Annotated in this window: 13 protein-coding genes; 8 read left to right on the top strand and 5 right to left on the bottom strand. The window is 48.9% G+C overall.

Features of this window, described 5'->3' with window-relative positions; translation table 11 throughout:
- Positions 1–18 precede the first annotated feature (18 nt).
- Both arfA and cstA read left to right on the top strand, forming a co-directional pair.
- Positions 19–1,518, top strand: a complete 1,500-nt coding sequence (arfA, locus tag GNE05_RS14435; RefSeq protein WP_160182908.1) for an arabinosylfuranosidase ArfA — start codon at positions 19–21, stop codon at positions 1,516–1,518.
- Between the two features lie 110 nt (positions 1,519–1,628).
- The gene (cstA, locus tag GNE05_RS14430) at positions 1,629–3,425 is read left to right on the top strand and encodes a carbon starvation protein CstA (protein ID WP_014418592.1); all 1,797 of its coding nucleotides are present in this window, start codon (positions 1,629–1,631) and stop codon (positions 3,423–3,425) included.
- A 69-nt stretch (positions 3,426–3,494) separates the two neighbouring features.
- Here the strand turns inward: cstA and GNE05_RS14425 are convergent, their stop codons facing one another.
- The 4 genes from GNE05_RS14425 to sspI all read right to left on the bottom strand — a co-directional run bounded on the left by GNE05_RS14425 (position 3,495) and on the right by sspI (position 7,694).
- Positions 3,495–4,823 (bottom strand): (Fe-S)-binding protein, encoded by a 1,329-nt coding sequence (locus tag GNE05_RS14425; RefSeq protein WP_160182907.1) that lies wholly within the window; start codon positions 4,821–4,823, stop codon positions 3,495–3,497.
- Positions 4,820–6,232, bottom strand: coding sequence for a glycolate oxidase subunit GlcD (gene glcD / locus GNE05_RS14420; RefSeq protein ID WP_021494418.1), 1,413 nt, complete (start codon positions 6,230–6,232; stop codon positions 4,820–4,822). Before glcD ends, GNE05_RS14425 begins: the two co-directional genes overlap by 4 nt.
- Before the next feature lie 99 nt (positions 6,233–6,331).
- Positions 6,332–7,417: a CdaR family transcriptional regulator gene (locus GNE05_RS14415; protein WP_021494417.1), complete on the bottom strand. Its 1,086-nt coding sequence runs from the start codon at positions 7,415–7,417 to the stop codon at positions 6,332–6,334.
- A gap of 61 nt (positions 7,418–7,478) precedes the next feature.
- Positions 7,479–7,694: a small acid-soluble spore protein SspI gene (gene sspI / locus GNE05_RS14410; protein WP_003152527.1), complete on the bottom strand. Its 216-nt coding sequence runs from the start codon at positions 7,692–7,694 to the stop codon at positions 7,479–7,481.
- Positions 7,695–7,813: 119 nt separating this feature from the next.
- Between sspI and GNE05_RS14405 the strand changes: the two genes are divergently transcribed.
- From GNE05_RS14405 to GNE05_RS14390, 4 genes are all read left to right on the top strand, one after another.
- Entirely contained in the window at positions 7,814–8,560 is a 747-nt protein-coding gene (locus GNE05_RS14405; protein WP_003152529.1) for a TrmH family RNA methyltransferase, read from the top strand.
- Positions 8,561–8,921: 361 nt separating this feature from the next.
- Positions 8,922–9,956: a phenylalanine--tRNA ligase subunit alpha gene (pheS, locus tag GNE05_RS14400; RefSeq protein ID WP_003152530.1), complete on the top strand. Its 1,035-nt coding sequence runs from the start codon at positions 8,922–8,924 to the stop codon at positions 9,954–9,956.
- 13 nt (positions 9,957–9,969) lie between these two features.
- On the top strand, positions 9,970–12,384 hold the full coding sequence (pheT, locus tag GNE05_RS14395; protein WP_053573140.1) for a phenylalanine--tRNA ligase subunit beta: 2,415 nt from the start codon (positions 9,970–9,972) through the stop codon (positions 12,382–12,384).
- A gap of 116 nt (positions 12,385–12,500) precedes the next feature.
- Positions 12,501–13,651 (top strand): IS3 family transposase gene (locus GNE05_RS14390; protein WP_099721935.1). Its coding sequence is split into 2 segments (ribosomal slippage): positions 12,501–12,774 and positions 12,774–13,651, totalling 1,152 coding nucleotides; the frame shifts between segments, so codons are not numbered across the junction.
- Between the two features lie 59 nt (positions 13,652–13,710).
- On the opposite strand, the gene rnhC is transcribed toward GNE05_RS14390, so the two are convergent.
- On the bottom strand, positions 13,711–14,652 hold the full coding sequence (gene rnhC / locus GNE05_RS14385) for a ribonuclease HIII (protein ID WP_053573141.1): 942 nt from the start codon (positions 14,650–14,652) through the stop codon (positions 13,711–13,713).
- Positions 14,653–14,785: 133 nt separating this feature from the next.
- Here rnhC and zapA point away from each other — a divergent pair, with 133 nt between their 5' ends.
- Complete coding sequence (gene zapA / locus GNE05_RS14380; protein ID WP_007408114.1) at positions 14,786–15,043, top strand: cell division protein ZapA; 258 nt, start codon at positions 14,786–14,788, stop codon at positions 15,041–15,043.
- Between the two features lie 7 nt (positions 15,044–15,050).
- Positions 15,051–15,584, top strand: a complete 534-nt coding sequence (locus tag GNE05_RS14375; RefSeq protein ID WP_007612958.1) for a CvpA family protein — start codon at positions 15,051–15,053, stop codon at positions 15,582–15,584.
- The last annotated feature ends 78 nt before the right edge of the window (positions 15,585–15,662 follow it).

Here is a 15,662-nt window from a genome sequence, read left to right as displayed (position 1 = left end):
AGAGAGGGAGGAAATATAATGAAAAAAGCGGGGATTACAGCAGATAAAGAATATATCATCGGTGAAGTGGACAAACGGATGTACGGATCATTTATAGAACATATGGGCCGGGCGGTGTATGAAGGCATTTATGAGCCCGGACACCCGAAAGCCGACAAGGACGGTTTCAGAACAGACGTGCAGGAGTTAATCAAGGAATTGCAAGTGCCGTTCATCCGCTATCCGGGAGGGAATTTTCTCTCGGGCTACAATTGGGAAGACGGCGTCGGGCCGGTGAAGGACCGCCCGCGGAGGCTTGATTTGGCATGGCAGACGACAGAAACGAACGAAGTAGGGACGAATGAATTTTTAACGTGGGCGAAAAAAGTGAACGCCGAAGTGAATATGGCGGTCAATCTCGGGACGAGAGGGATCGATGCCGCCCGGAACCTCGTCGAATACTGCAACCATCCTGAAGGGTCATACTGGAGCGACTTACGAAAATCGCACGGATATGAAAAACCTTACGGCATCAAAACATGGTGCTTAGGAAATGAGATGGACGGCCCTTGGCAGATCGGTCATAAAACGGCGCATGAATACGGACGGCTCGCCGCTGAAACGGCAAAGGTGATGAAATGGACGGACCCGACGATCGAATTGGTGGCTTGCGGAAGCTCAAACAGCGGCATGCCGTCCTTCATCGAGTGGGAGGCCGAGGTGCTTGAGCATACGTACGAGCATGTGGATTACATCTCACTGCATACGTATTACGGCAACCATGAAAATGATCTTGAAAACTATTTGGCGAAGTCGATGGATTTAGACCATTTTATTAAATCCGTCACAGCCGTATGTGATTATATGAAAGCGAAAAAACGCAGCAAAAAAACGATTCACCTTTCTTTAGATGAATGGAATGTGTGGTATCACTCAAATGAAGCGGATAAAAAAGTGGAGCCATGGATTACGGCCCGGCCGATTCTCGAAGACATCTACAATTTTGAAGATGCGCTGTTGATCGGTTCACTGCTGATTACGATGCTGCAGCATGCGGACAGACTGAAGATCGCCTGTCTTGCCCAGCTTGTCAACGTAATTGCGCCTATCATGACTGAAAAAGGCGGAGAAGCATGGAGGCAGCCGATCTTTTACCCTTACATGCACGCCTCAGTCTACGGGAGAGGGTCTTCGATGAAGCTGCTGATCACCTCCCCGAAATACGACTCAGCGGACTTTACGGATGTGCCGTATGTTGATGCCGCGGCCGTTTACCGCGAAGAGGATGAAGCACTGACCATTTTTGCCGTCAACAAAAGCAAGGAACTGATGGAAACGGAGATAAAGCTGAGAGGGTTTGAAGATTACCGCATCATTGAGCATATCGTGCTGGAGCATCAGGATATGAAAGCGACCAATCAAAAAAACAGAAAAGAAGTCATTCCGCACTCCAACGGAACGTCTTCGGCAAATGCTGAAGGGATAACGGCTCATTTTACTCCGCTGTCCTGGAATGTCATCCGTTTATCAGGAAAATAATGTTCCGAAAAGCCGGGCTGCGCTGCCGGCTTTTTTTCACGCAAAAATCATCTCCTGTTATCTGATAATTGTGATAATATTTAGAAAAAGAGAAAAGGGGCTGGGATTAAATGAATGCGATTACAATCGTCATAGCGTCTATATGTATTCTGGCGATCGCCTATCGGCTTTACGGTACCTTTATGATGGTCAAAGTATTAAAAATCAATGATCAGACACCGACTCCGGCCCATGTGCTTGAGGATGGGAAAGATTATGTGCCGACGAATAAGTGGGTGTCATTCGGCCACCACTTCGCGGCAATCGCCGCTGCCGGCCCGCTTGTCGGACCGATTCTGGCAGCTCAGTTCGGCTATCTGCCCGGGCTTTTATGGCTGTTAATCGGGGCGGTGATCGGAGGAGCTGTGCACGATATTGTCGTATTGTTTGCATCAATGCGGAAAAACGGGAAAACGCTTTCTGAAGTTGCCAAAGAAGAGCTCGGCCCGGTGGCGGGTTTTTGCACGGGTCTCTCGATGCTGTTTATCATTACGATCACGATGGCGGGGCTGTCCATGGTTGTGCTGCACGCGCTTGAGAAAAACCCGTGGGGAACGTTTGCGGTGGGGATTACGATTCCGATCGCGATGGGGGTCGGCCTCTACTATAAAAAAACAGGCAATCTCAAACTCGCATCAACTGTCGGGTTTCTTTTGTTAATGGCCGGTGTTGTCATCGGGCCGCGGCTGCAGGCAACGGCTCTCGGGGACATGCTGACACTGGATGCGAAAACGCTTGCAGTGGCGCTTCCTGTCTATGCGTTTTTCGCCGCGGCGCTTCCGGTTTGGCTTTTACTGGCTCCGCGTGACTATTTAAGCAGTTTTATGAAAATCGGGGTTTTTGCCGCTTTGATTGCAGGCGTCTTTTTCGTCAATCCCGCCATTAAATTCCCGGCCGTAACGGAGTTTATTCACGGCGGAGGGCCGGTGATCGCGGGTCCTGTCTGGCCGTTTATTTCAATAACGATTGCCTGCGGCGCCATTTCAGGCTTTCATGCATTTGTCGGTTCCGGCACAACGCCGAAAATGCTGGATAAATGGAGTGATATAAAGCCGGTTGCTTTCGGAGCGATGCTTGTGGAATGTCTCGTCGGAATTATGGCGCTCATTGCAGCTGCCGCTCTTGAGCCCGCCGACTATTTTGCCATTAACAGCACGCCTGAAATATTCCGCACCCTCGGGATGAATGTCGTCCATTTGCCTGAATTGAGCAAAGAAATCGGGCTCAGTCTGGAAGGAAGAACGGGCGGAGCCGTTACGCTTGCCGTCGGAATGACGTATATCTTTACGGAGATTCCGTTTTTCAGTCATTTGGCTTCATACTTTTTTCAATTCGTCATTATGTTTGAAGCGGTGTTTATTTTAACGGCGATTGATGCGGGAACCCGTGTCGCCCGGTACTTGATTCAAGAGTTTTTCGGAGAGGTCTATAAGCCGCTGAAAAAAACAGACTGGCTGCCGGGCTCGATTTTCTCAAGCGCGCTCGCCTGCCTGCTGTGGGGCTATCTTCTGTATTCGGGCGATATCAGCTCCATTTGGGCGCTGTTCGGCGTATCCAATCAGCTTATGGCGTCTGTCGGCTTAATTATCGGTGCGACCGTCGTATTAAAAATAGCGGATAAGCGGCTCTATATGCTGACATGCCTGATTCCTCTCGCTTATTTGTACGTGACCGTCAACTATGCGGGTTATTGGATGGTGCGGTATGTGTATTTGAACCCCGAAGCGGCGGGATACAACGTGCTGAATGGCGTTTTATCCATTATCATGCTCATTCTCGGGCTTGTGATTATCATTGCGGCTGTGAAAAAATGGGCGAATGTATGGCGTGATCCGAGTGCCAGACTGGAAGCTTCAATACCCGGATAAATCCGCGGCCGTCCGAACATTGCAGCATCATAAAAAAGCAGAGAGCCGATCGGTCTCTCTGCTTTCATCTTATGACAAATCCGCCGCTTCCAAAAGGTAATCCGCCAAATGAACCGCGCGGACACGGCCTGTTAATCCTTCGCGCAAAATGCCGAGCTGCATTTGCAAAAGGCATCCGGGATTGGCTGTCACGATGACGGCCGCCTCCGTTTTTCCGGCGGCTTTCATCTTGCTGTCTAATATTTTCATAGACATTTCTGACTCTGTTATATTATAAATTCCCGCCGACCCGCAGCAGCTGTCGGCCTTTTCCATTTCTCTGTACTCAGCCCCTTTAATGCTTTTCAAAAGCGTGCGCGGTTCCTCTGACGTATGCATCACATTGCGGAGATGGCAGGAGTCCTGATATGTGACGATATGAGGAGACTGTGCCCGCAGGTTTTTTTGATGGAACTTCAGATCAACCAGTACGGATGAAAAGTCTTTGAGCTTCCGGACGAATTGTTCGGCACGTTCCGCCCATCCAGGTTCATCTTTCAGTAAATGCGGATATTCCTGAAGAAAGGCGCCGCATCCGCCGGCGTTTGTAATGATATAATCAGCGTCAAGCGCTTCAAAAGCCGCGATATTCCGCTTGGCCAGTTCTTTTCCCATCTCTTTTTCTCCGCTGTGCCCGTGAAGCGCGCCGCAGCACGCCTGGCCGTCCGGAACCGCGATTTCACACCCGGCCGCCTGTAAAAGCGCCGTTGTCGCATGATTTGTCGCTAAAAACATCGTATCCATTAAGCAGCCCGAGAAGAAAGCGGCCCGTTTTTGGACGGGACCCGCGGAAGGAAGAAAACGCGGCCTTTCCTTCATGTCTTTCCGTTTCGGGGCGGGCGGGAGCACTTGTTCCATTGTGCGCAGATGTTCAGGCAAAACGCGCAGCATACCGGTTTTTCTGACGGCGGTCTGCAGTCCCGATCTTTGGTATATTCCGAGAAGATTCACGGCTGTCTGCATGCGGTTTTGATGAGGGAAAAGCCCGGTGAAGGCGGCTTTCCGCAAGAGGCGCACGCCCGGCTTATGTTTTTTATTTTGATGAATGATATCCCTCGCTTCTTCAAGCAGCTGTCCGTAATTGACCCCTGCCGGACAAACGGGCTCGCATGCCCGGCACCCGAGACACAGCGAAAGTGAGCGCTCGACATCTTCATCCGGCTCGATCAGTCCGTCAGTGACGGCTTTCATCAGGGCGATCCGGCCGCGCGGCGAATGGGATTCTTGAAATCCCGATTCGATATAGGTCGGACAGGAAGGAAGGCAGAAGCCGCAGCGCATACAGTTCAGCAATTCACCTTCATCCATGCGGTTTTTGAATTCTGTTTGAATTTGTTGCTGCTCTTTAGCCGTGGTCATTTCATCACCACCACGCGTTTCCTTGATGAATTGGCGAATATTTTTCCCGGATTCAGCAGATTTTGGGGATCAAGCGCTTGTTTGATCGCTTTCATGGCGGTGATGCCTTCTGTTTTCAGCTTCATTTCTAAATACGGCGCTTTTACGATGCCGACCCCGTGTTCACCCGTTATCGTCCCGCCCAGCTCAATCGCTTTTTCAAAAATGGCGGCAAAAGCTTTTTCGACACGTTCCATCTCCTCTGTATTCCGGATATCGGTGGTGCACGTCGGATGGAGGTTGCCGTCTCCGGCATGGCCGAATGTGCAGATGGACAGGCCGTATGTTTCTGCAATTTCGTTAATGGCTTTGACCATACTGGCAATTTGTGATCTCGGCACGGTCGCATCTTCCAGAATCGTTGTCGGTTTCAGCCGGGCAAGGGCTGATAATGCGGACCGTCTGGCCTCTGTAAGCGCGAATGCCTCTTCCTCGGTTTCAGCCGTTTGGACGGATACGGCTGCTCCGTTTTTACAGATGGCTTCGATTTTTTCCATATCGCGTCTGACCGTTTCGATGTCACCGTCCTGTTCGATCAGCAGCACCGCTTTTGCGTCGGTCGGAAGCCCGATCTTGGCGTAATCTTCAATGACCTGCAGTGTCGGCTGATCCAGAAATTCGAGTGTCGCCGGAATGATTTTTTCAGCGATGATGGCAGAAACCGATTCCGCAGCCGCTTCAATATGTTCATAGAGTGCAAGCAGCGTTTTTTTCGTTTCCGGCTTCGGAACCAGCTTTAAAGTCGCTTCCGTCACAACGCCGAGCGTCCCTTCTGATCCGACGAAAAGCCGGGTCAGATCATAACCGGCGACATCCTTTGTCAGCTTTCCTCCTGTGCGGATGATATCGCCTGAAGCCAAGACGGCTTCAAGGCCGAGGACATAATCCCGGGTGACGCCGTACTTCAGCCCGCGCAGTCCGCCGGAATTTTCATTAATATTCCCGCCGATCGTCGATATTTTCATGCTGCTCGGATCAGGAGGATAAAATAAACCTTTTTGTTCAACCGCACGGATCATATCTTGCGTAATCACGCCCGGCTGGACGGTTGCCGTCAAATTTTCTTCATCGATTTCCAGAATGCGGTTCATATGTTTGAATAAAAGCACAAGCCCGCCTTCAGACGGACATGTGCCGCCGCATAAGTTTGTGCCTGAACCCCTCGGCACGATCGGAATGTCATGCCTGCTGCAAATCGTTAATATACGGGACACGTCATCCGCGCTGCGGGGGGCGATAACCGCATCCGGCATGGCTTGCAGCTGAGGAGCCGCATCATAAGAATACACAAGACGGCCCGCCGCCGAATCATCATAATTCTCCTTCCCGACCGTCCGGATGAACGCTTCTTTTGCCTCTCGTGAAATCATGTTCTCCCAACCTCCCTGATAAGAAAAGCGTTTTCATTTAATTGTAAAGAAAAACGATTCCGCACACTATGGAGAAACATATGAAAAATGATGATATGATTACGTGCTTTTTGTATGTTGATCTAAAAAGCGCAGCGCCAAATAAAAAGCCGTTATGTCTTCGGGGCGGTCAAGCTTCATATTTGTCAGTGATTCCAGTTTGGAAAGACGGTAGCGCAATGTATTGATATGAATATGCATGTCGTCGGCGGTGCGCTTTAACGATAATTGCCGATCGAAAAAGGCGCGCAGCGTATCCAGAAGTTCTTCCCGGCCGAGTACATGCTCGAAAACCCGCCGTGAAAATTCCGACCTCGTGCCAGGTGCGATATCGGCAAGACACATATCCAGTTTTAAATCTTCTTCAAAGACGGCCTGCTTGTCACCGATTCCGGCTGAAAGTGCTTTATCCGCCTGTTCGTATGATTCCGTGAGGCGCTCTCCCGGAACGATCCGTCCGATGCCGGCGGTGACAGGCTGCCCGAAAACGGCGCCGATCTTTTTAATGAGCTGTGTTTTGGAAGCCGAATTTGCTTCATGATTAATGAGAATGCGTTCATTTCCCCAGCGGACAAACAGGTCTTCAGGGCATTCGTACTGCCAGAGCCGCCCGAGCTCCTCCGCTTTATATTGCTCATAACGGCCTTGAATGAGTATGATCCGGCGGTATGCGTGAAGGTCTGCGCCGATGAGCTTTGCTTTTTCTAAAAAGCCCGGAGACCATTCTTTCAGCTGCAGCCAATCAACCATAAAGGATTCAAGCATTCTCCCACGCCACTGCGCTTCTTCCATATGGCGCGTTTCTTTAATAAACAGCTCCGTCATTTTTCTGAGCAATTCTCCGAAAGGCAGGATATCGTCAGGGTCTCCTGTCAGACCGAATACTCCGATCACTTCATGGCCTGAAAAAACGGGGAGGTTCAGTCCTGCTTTTACGCCCTCGAGCCGTTTTTCATCTTCTTTCGTAATGATGACATTCCGTTTTTCGCGCGCGCAGATCAGTGCGCCTTCATGAAACCATCCGGCGCGCGCCTCGTTGGTGCCCGCGATGATCATTCCTTTTGTATCGGCAATAATCACTTCGCGGCTGTACATATGTTTGACTTCGGCAATCAATTTCTTTGCCAGTTCCGGCTGTAACTGCATGGCGATCCCCCTCGCCATTATTATACAAAAAAAACCGGGTGTCCCATCACCCGGTTCATGTTTATTGCGCAGGTTTTAATCCGCCTTCAAGTGTTTTGAGCATTTCATTTTTTTCTGAGTCCGACGCATGCTGCCAAAGAACTTCGAATAAGACGCCGAGGCCCGGAAGCATTTTTTCTTCACCGCTTTGGATGGCGTCAACGATAGTATGCTCCAGCTGATCCTGGTTATTGCCGGTTACATTGGCAATAACGGCGTTGCGTAAATTAAGATCCATTACAACCGCTCCTTTTTCTGAATGTGATACGCATATTCTTACCGCGCACGCGGTTTATTATGTGCTGTTCTTAAGATATAATAACAACATGCATGAAAAAAGGAGAGCACAGACATAAAGTGAAACGAATCGACTCTGCAAAAAACCAAAAAGTGAAGGACTGGAAAAAACTTCACACAAAAAAAGAGAGACTTAAAACGAATACATTTCTGATAGAAGGAGAGCATCTGGCAGAAGAAGCGCTCAAATCAAAGGGAACGGTAAAAGAAATTCTCGTAAACGATGAGAGCGCCATCCCGGCCGATCTGGACATGAGCATCCCGTGCTACGTGCTGAGCGAAGACGCGTTTTCAGCCGTGACGGAAACAGAAACGCCGCAGCGGATTGCCGCGGTCTGCCATATGCCGGATAAGCGGCCTGATCAGCTGAAACGGCTGCTTCTGATTGATGCCGTGCAGGACCCGGGGAATTTAGGAACAATGATCAGAACGGCAGATGCAGCGGGGATCGACGCCGTTGTCCTTGGTGAGGGAACAGCAGACCCGTACAATGGAAAAACGCTGCGTTCAGCACAAGGATCTCATTTTCATATTCCCATTTTGAAACGTCCGCTTGATGAGTTCACCGCTGAGCTAAAATCACAAGGCGTCGCGATCTACGGCACGGCGCTTGAAAACGGGGCGGCTTATCAAAGCGTGAAGCCTGAAGAATCGTTCGCGTTAATCGTCGGGAACGAGGGGGCGGGAGTGGACGCAGGCCTTCTGCAAAAAACCGATCTCAACCTGTACGTTCCGCTGTACGGACAGGCGGAATCGCTGAATGTGGCGGTAGCGGCCGCCATCCTCGTTTATCATCTCAGAGGATAGGTTGCGAAAAGCCTTGGATTTCACTATAATAGATAGCAATAATGTAAAAACCGTGACAGAGGACGTCAATTTTTGCACACACTGCCTTCCAGGGAGAAAATGCCGCTGACTGAGAGCATTTTTATCGCAGCACAAAAATTGATTTTCACCTCTCGAGTTGTCACCGGGACCGTGCCAAACGCGCGTAAAGGTGAACCGGAACGATCGTTTCCGTTATGTCAATGAAGCTGTCGGCAGATGAAGTCTGCCTTAAAAAGGGTGGTACCGCGGCCACAACTCGTCCCTTCTCTCAAGGGGCGGGTTTTTTTGTTTTCTGAAAAAGGCATAGAACGGTTTGGTTTACATAAAAGGAGGATGCATGATGGAAGAGAAGCTTAAACAGCTCGAACTGGAAGCTGCAGAAAAAGTAGAAGCGGCGGGTTCATTAAAAGAAGTTAACGACATTCGGGTGCAATATCTCGGAAAAAAAGGGCCGATTACAGAAGTTCTCCGCGGCATGGGCAAACTGTCCGCCGAAGAGCGCCCGAAAATGGGAGCGCTCGCCAATGAAGTGAGAGAGCGCATTGCAGCAGCCATTACGGCGAAAAATGAACAGCTTGAACAAGAAGAGATGAATAAAAAACTCAGCAGCCAGACGATTGACGTCACATTGCCGGGCAGTCAGGTAAACATCGGCGGACGCCATCCGCTGACGGTCGTTATTGAAGAAATTGAAGATTTATTTATCGGAATGGGATATACCGTCGAAGAAGGCCCTGAAGTGGAAACGGATTATTACAACTTTGAGGCGCTGAACCTGCCGAAGGAACATCCGGCCCGCGACATGCAGGACAGCTTTTACATTACAGAAGAAATGCTGATGAGAACGCAGACGTCACCGGTGCAGACGCGCACGATGGAAAAGCATAAAGGAAAAGGCCCCGTCAAAATCATTTGTCCCGGTAAAGTGTATCGCCGCGACAACGATGACGCGACACATTCCCATCAGTTCATGCAGATTGAGGGTCTCGTCGTCGACCGCAAAATCAGCATGAGCGACCTGAAAGGCACGCTTGAATTGGTCGCCAAAAAAATGTTCGGCCAAGATCGTGAAATCAGGCTCCGTCCGAGCTTTTTCCCATTCACAGAGCCTTCTGTCGAGGTGGATGTGACCTGCTTTAAGTGCGGCGGACAAGGCTGCTCCGTCTGCAAAAAAACAGGCTGGATCGAAATTCTCGGCGCCGGCATGGTTCACCCGAACGTGCTGAAGATGGCCGGGTTCAATCCTGAGGAATACCAGGGTTTTGCTTTCGGAATGGGTGTGGAACGTATCGCGATGCTGAAATACGGCATTGAAGATATCCGCCATTTCTATACCAATGATGTCAGATTCATTTCGCAGTTTAAACAGGCGTAAGAGGAGGATACACATGTTTGTTTCTTATAAATGGTTAGAAGATTACGTTGACTTGCAGGGAATCGACCCGGCCGTGCTTGCAGAAAAAATTACGAGAGCCGGTATTGAAGTTGAGGGTATCGAGTATAAAGGGGAGGGCGTAAAAGGCGTTGTCATCGGACACGTGCTTGAGCGCGAACAGCACCCGAATGCCGACAAACTCAACAAATGCCTTGTTGATATCGGTGCGGAGGAACCCGTGCAGATTATCTGCGGCGCCCCTAATGTTGATAAAGGACAGAAGGTTGCCGTTGCAACGGTCGGATCCGTGCTTCCCGGCAATTTCAAAATTAAAAAAGCCAAGCTGCGCGGCGAAGCGTCTCACGGCATGATCTGTTCCCTTCAGGAGCTCGGCATTGAAAGCAAGCTCGTGGCGAAAGAATATGCGGAAGGCATTTTCGTTTTTCCGAATGATGCTGAAACGGGAGCTGACGCAATGGCGGCCCTTCAGCTTGATGATGCGATTTTAGAATTGGGCTTAACGCCGAACCGCGCCGACGCGATGAACATGCTTGGCGTGGCTTATGAAGTTGCGGCTATCCTCGGCGCAGAGGTAAAACTTCCGGAGGCTTCATATGAAAAAGCGGCAGAAAAAGCGGCGGATGCTGTTTCCGTTAAGGTTGAAGATACGCAGGCCAATCCGCATTATGCCGCAAAAATCATTAAAAACGTCAAAATCGGCCCGTCACCGCTTTGGATGCAGACGAAGCTGATGAATGCAGGCATCCGCCCGCATAATAACGTCGTGGACATTACAAACTTCGTCCTCCTTGAGTACGGACAGCCGCTTCACGCTTTCGATTACGACCGGTTCGGTTCAAAAGAGGTCGTCGTCAGAAAAGCGGCGGAAAATGAAACCATCGTGACGCTGGATGAACAAGAGCGCAAGCTGTCAAGCAGCCATTTGGTCATCACAAACGGAAAAAAAGCGCAAGCCGTTGCGGGAGTCATGGGCGGAGCTGAGTCTGAAGTCCGTGAAGACACCACTGCGATTTTACTGGAAGCCGCTTATTTCGACGGACAGACCGTCCGCAAAGCGTCGAGAGACCTCGGGCTGAGAAGCGAAGCGAGCGCCAGATATGAAAAAGGCATTGATCCGGCACGCGTTCTGCTGGCGGCTGAACGGGCCTGCAGTCTCATTCAGGCATATGCCGGCGGAGAAGTGCTCTCAGGCACGGTTGAAGAAAACCATCTGAAAATCGAAGCAAACAATATTCACGTGTCTGTTGAAAAAGTGAACGCCGTGCTCGGCATGACAATCGCTAAAGAAGAAATCATCAGCATTTACAAGCGCCTCGGGTTTGCAGTCGGTGAAGCTGAAGACGTTCTCGTCGTAACGGTCCCGTCGCGCCGCGGAGATATTAGAATAGAAGAAGACCTGATTGAAGAAGCGGCGAGATTGTACGGGTATGACAATATTCCGTCCACGCTTCCGGAAACGGCCGGCACGACAGGCGGCTTGACACCGTACCAGGCAAAACGCCGGAAAGTGAGACGTTTCCTTGAAGGAGCGGGTCTTTCACAAGCGACCACTTATTCATTAACGAATGATAAAAAAGCGGCCGCTTTTGCGATCGAAAAATCATTCAACACGATGCTTGCTCTGCCGATGAGCGAAGAAAGAAGCATTCTCAGACACAGCCTCGTGCCGAATCTTCTTGAAGCCGTTTCATACAATCTGGCCAGACAGACTGATTCCGTTGCTTTATATGAAACGGGTTCTGTATTTCTGACGAAAGAAGAAAACACAAAACCGGTTGAAAAAGAACGGGTTGCCGGAGCTGTAACCGGATTGTGGCGCAAAAATTTATGGCAGGGTGAGAAAAAGCCGGTTGATTTCTTCGTCGCCAAAGGAATCGTTGAAGGCCTGCTGCATCAATTGAATGTGTCAGACCGGGTTGAATTTGTCCAGTCAGAACGCAAAAACATGCATCCCGGCCGGACGGCAAACATTCTATTGAACGGTTCGCTTGCCGGATTTATCGGCCAGGTGCATCCGGCAATGGAAAAAGAGCTGGATATCAAAGAAACGTATGTGTTCGAGCTTGATCTGCACGCGCTTCTGACCGAGGAAACAGAACCTGTCGTGTATACGCCGATTCCGAAGTACCCGTCCGTCACGCGCGACATTGCGCTTGTGGCAGATAAAACCGTTACAAGCGGACAGCTCGAAGCCGTTATCAAAGAAGCCGGCGGCGCGCTGCTGAAAGAAGTCACCGTATTTGATGTGTACGAAGGTGAGCATATGGAAGAAGGCAAAAAATCCGTCGCCTTCTCGCTCCAATATGTTAACCCTGAACAAACATTGACAGAAGAAGAAGTGACAAAAGTACATGAAAACGTGCTGAAAGCGCTGGAAGAAACGTATCAGGCCGTATTAAGAGGATAAAGAAAAAGCTTGCAGATCACTGGGACTGACCCCATAAGATGAGACAAACAAAAAACACCTTCAAGTTTGAAAACGGATGATTGTTAGCCGAAATTAGACTTGGAGGTGTTTTTTCTATGGGGACAAGAGTGAGTTATCCGGTTGAAGTGAAACAGAAGGCTGTAGAAATGAGATTGGCAGGCGTGCCTATGAAAGAGATCATGCAGGAATTGAATATTAAGAATAAGACACAGGTTCAGACATGGGTTAGATGGCATAAGACTGGGGATACACATCGATTCGAACAGCCTGTCGGAAAGCAATACACTTACGGAAAAGGCCCGGAGTATTCTTCCGAATTAGAGAAACTGCAGGCAGAAAATCGTTATCTGAGACAACAGAATGAAGTTTTAAAAAAGTGCAACGAATTGGAAAGGAAGCTGATAGCGAAACGCCAGTCGAGCTTGTAGAAGCATTGCGCGGCACAATGACCATACAGGATATCTGTATTCATTTAGGTATCTCACGAGCATCTTATTATCGTTGGAAGAAGAATCTGATGAAAGATAACCCTAAATACCATTTAGAAAAACAAATCGGCACGTTGTGCCGAGAACACAAGTTTCGATATGGCTATCGGAAAATCACAGCCATATTAAAAAAGGGAATGCGTGTGAATCATAAAACGGTTCAGCGCATTATGCAGAAGAATCAGTGGCAATGCCGGGTTAAGGTGAAAAAGCGCAAGAAAGATGGGCAGCCATATGCCGTGGCCGAGAATATATTGGATCGAAACTTTCAGTCTGAACGCCCTCTGGAAAAGCTAGTAACGGATATCACATATTTGCCTTATGGGCAGAAACAATTGTATCTTTCCAGTATATTGGATTTATACAATGGAGAAGTGATTGCTTTTACAATTGGCGATAGACAGGACACAGACTTTGTCTTACACACACTTGATCAGCTGCCCGCACTGCCAGAGAACTGCGTGTTACATAGTGACCAAGGTTCTGTTTATACATCTTATGAGTATCAGAAAGCTGTTAAAACAAAAGGCATTACCATGAGCATGTCCCGCAAAGGGACGCCCGCTGATAATGCCTCCATCGAATCGTTTCATTCCTCACTAAAGTCTGAAACGTTCTATCTTAACAGCATTGATCGAACTACGACGACCATCGTAGAACGCACTGCCATAGAATACATTCATTATTATAACAATATTCGTATTCAAACGAAACTAAACAGCCAATCGCCGATACAATATCGGCAATTGGCTGTATGAAGGTGTTTTGATCCCTGTCTCAAAAACAGGGGTCAGTCCCCACTCTGCAAGCTTTTTTACTATGACCGCTTCCGTTCAACAAGGCGTTTCGCTTTTTGCGTATTGGCAAAATGAAGTTTGGTGAACGTTCTGAGCGCACCTTCTCCCTTATTGATGATCAGCTTGGCGGCAGCTTCATCGACGTGCGGCCCCGCGCCTTTTGGAATCGTCATCCCAGCCTCACGCGAAAGCTTATCCATTTCAATTAAGAAAGAATATCGCGCAATGATAGAGGCTGCGGCGACGGAAAGATGTATGCTTTCCGCTTTCGTGCTGAAAAACGTTTTTTCTTTTACGATATCCCGTCCGGAAAGATGCTTAAAATAAATGCCGGGCTCTGCGAATTGGTCAATCAGAATCGCTTCCGGTTTAACGCCGTTCATTTTTCTCAGCAGATTGGAAATCGCCTGATTATGAAGGAGCGCCTTCATTTTTCCTTGGCTCATGCCTTTTTCCTGCATCTGATTGTATTTTTCGTTTTTTAACACAAGCAGGCTGTAAGGAATGGTTTTAATTAACAGTTTGGCGATTTCAATAATCTGCGGATCTTTTAAATCCTTCGAATCCTTCACACCGAGTTCTCTCATTAAAGAGAGCTTTGTTTTGTCGGCGTAGGCGCAGGCAACCGTTATCGGCCCGAAGTAATCGCCTGTTCCGACTTCATCAGAGCCGATCACTGACATGGAGGCAATGCCCGCCGGGGGAGCGTAAAGCGGGTCGGCCGCTTTTTTGACGGTTTTCTTTGCTTTCGGCGTCTCAGCCGTTCCCCAGCGGGCCGCTTCTGTGCCGGCGTTTTTTCCTTGAAAGAGAACCTTGCCCGAGCGGTAGGCTGTAATGGTACAGCCCGGAGGCTTGGCCTGGAAGACGGCGCCCTGCGGAACGGCGGGAGTAAGGGAGCCGGCATAGGATTGTTTCATTTGTTCCATAGCGGAAGCGGATACTTTTATAACAGAATGGGACACGATATAATCTCCTTTTTTGGCACTTTTCACTGTATATACCAGTGTATCATAACAGCCCGAGGCTCGTCTTTCCATTCAAACGATAATCGTGGTATGATAGGAACTAGGATTCTCGCGGAATGGAGGAGAAACGTTGTCTGACGGCAAAAAAACCAAAACGACAGTAAACATTTACGGCCAGCACTTCACCATTATCGGGGAAGAAAGCAAAGCGCACATGCGCCATGTGGCCGGAGTGGTTGATGATAAAATGAGAGAAATCAACGAGAAAAATCCATATCTTGATATAAATAAGCTCGCTGTATTGACTGCGGTCAATGTCGTGCATGATTATATGAAACTGCAAGAAAAATATGAAATACTGGAGCGGCAGCTTAAAGAAAAGGAATGAACACCATATGATAGATATCATCATCTTAGTTTTGCTCTTAATGGGCACATTGCTTGGATTAAAAAGAGGATTTATCCTCCAATTTATATATTTAACGAGTTTCATCCTCTCGATTGCGTTTGCGGCGCTTTTTTACAAAAATCTGGCCCCGCATCTGAGCTTTATACCCGCGCCTGATTTTTCCGGCGGGCAGGCGGCTCTGTCTTTTATTAAAGGAAACGTAGAGACGGCTTATTACAACGCGATCGCGTTTGTCATTTTGTTTATCATCGCAAAGATTCTGCTCCGGATTATCGGAGCGGCGCTTAATATCATCGCCAGCATTCCGGTCATTAAACAGATCAACAAACTGCTGGGCGGGGTGCTTGGGTTTCTGGAAGTCTATTTATTTGCGTTTATCCTGTTATACGTCGCATCCGTACTGCCGGTAAGCGCGCTTCAGGATATGCTCGCACAATCGACGCTTGCAAATATCATCACACATCATACGCCGTATCTGTCAGGGCTCCTGCAAGAACTGTGGGCCCAGTACGGGGCATAAAAAACTTCTCTTGACCGGAGAAGTTTTTTTCAAGCTCTGCGTCAGTTGTGCCGGAGGAGAAAAATTTGTATGATGAAA

This window comes from Bacillus sp. AM1(2019) (genome assembly GCF_009906915.1).
Taxonomy (GTDB): domain Bacteria; phylum Bacillota; class Bacilli; order Bacillales; family Bacillaceae; genus Bacillus; species Bacillus velezensis.
Note: the sequence above shows the minus strand (reverse complement) of the source record. Positions and strands in the feature narration are given on the sequence as shown.

Excerpts from the sequence above, each read along its gene's own strand:
- arfA (WP_160182908.1), top strand. The coding sequence starts at position 19 with ATGAAAAAAGCGGGGATTACAGCAGATAAAGAATATATCATCGGTGAA.
- cstA (WP_014418592.1), top strand. The coding sequence starts at position 1,629 with ATGAATGCGATTACAATCGTCATAGCGTCTATATGTATTCTGGCGATC.
- GNE05_RS14425 (WP_160182907.1), bottom strand. The coding sequence starts at position 4,823 with ATGACCACGGCTAAAGAGCAGCAACAAATTCAAACAGAATTCAAAAAC.
- glcD (WP_021494418.1), bottom strand. The coding sequence starts at position 6,232 with ATGATTTCACGAGAGGCAAAAGAAGCGTTCATCCGGACGGTCGGGAAG.
- GNE05_RS14415 (WP_021494417.1), bottom strand. The coding sequence starts at position 7,417 with ATGCAGTTACAGCCGGAACTGGCAAAGAAATTGATTGCCGAAGTCAAA.
- sspI (WP_003152527.1), bottom strand. The coding sequence starts at position 7,694 with ATGGATCTTAATTTACGCAACGCCGTTATTGCCAATGTAACCGGCAAT.
- pheS (WP_003152530.1), top strand. The coding sequence starts at position 8,922 with ATGGAAGAGAAGCTTAAACAGCTCGAACTGGAAGCTGCAGAAAAAGTA.
- pheT (WP_053573140.1), top strand. The coding sequence starts at position 9,970 with ATGTTTGTTTCTTATAAATGGTTAGAAGATTACGTTGACTTGCAGGGA.
- GNE05_RS14375 (WP_007612958.1), top strand. The coding sequence starts at position 15,051 with ATGATAGATATCATCATCTTAGTTTTGCTCTTAATGGGCACATTGCTT.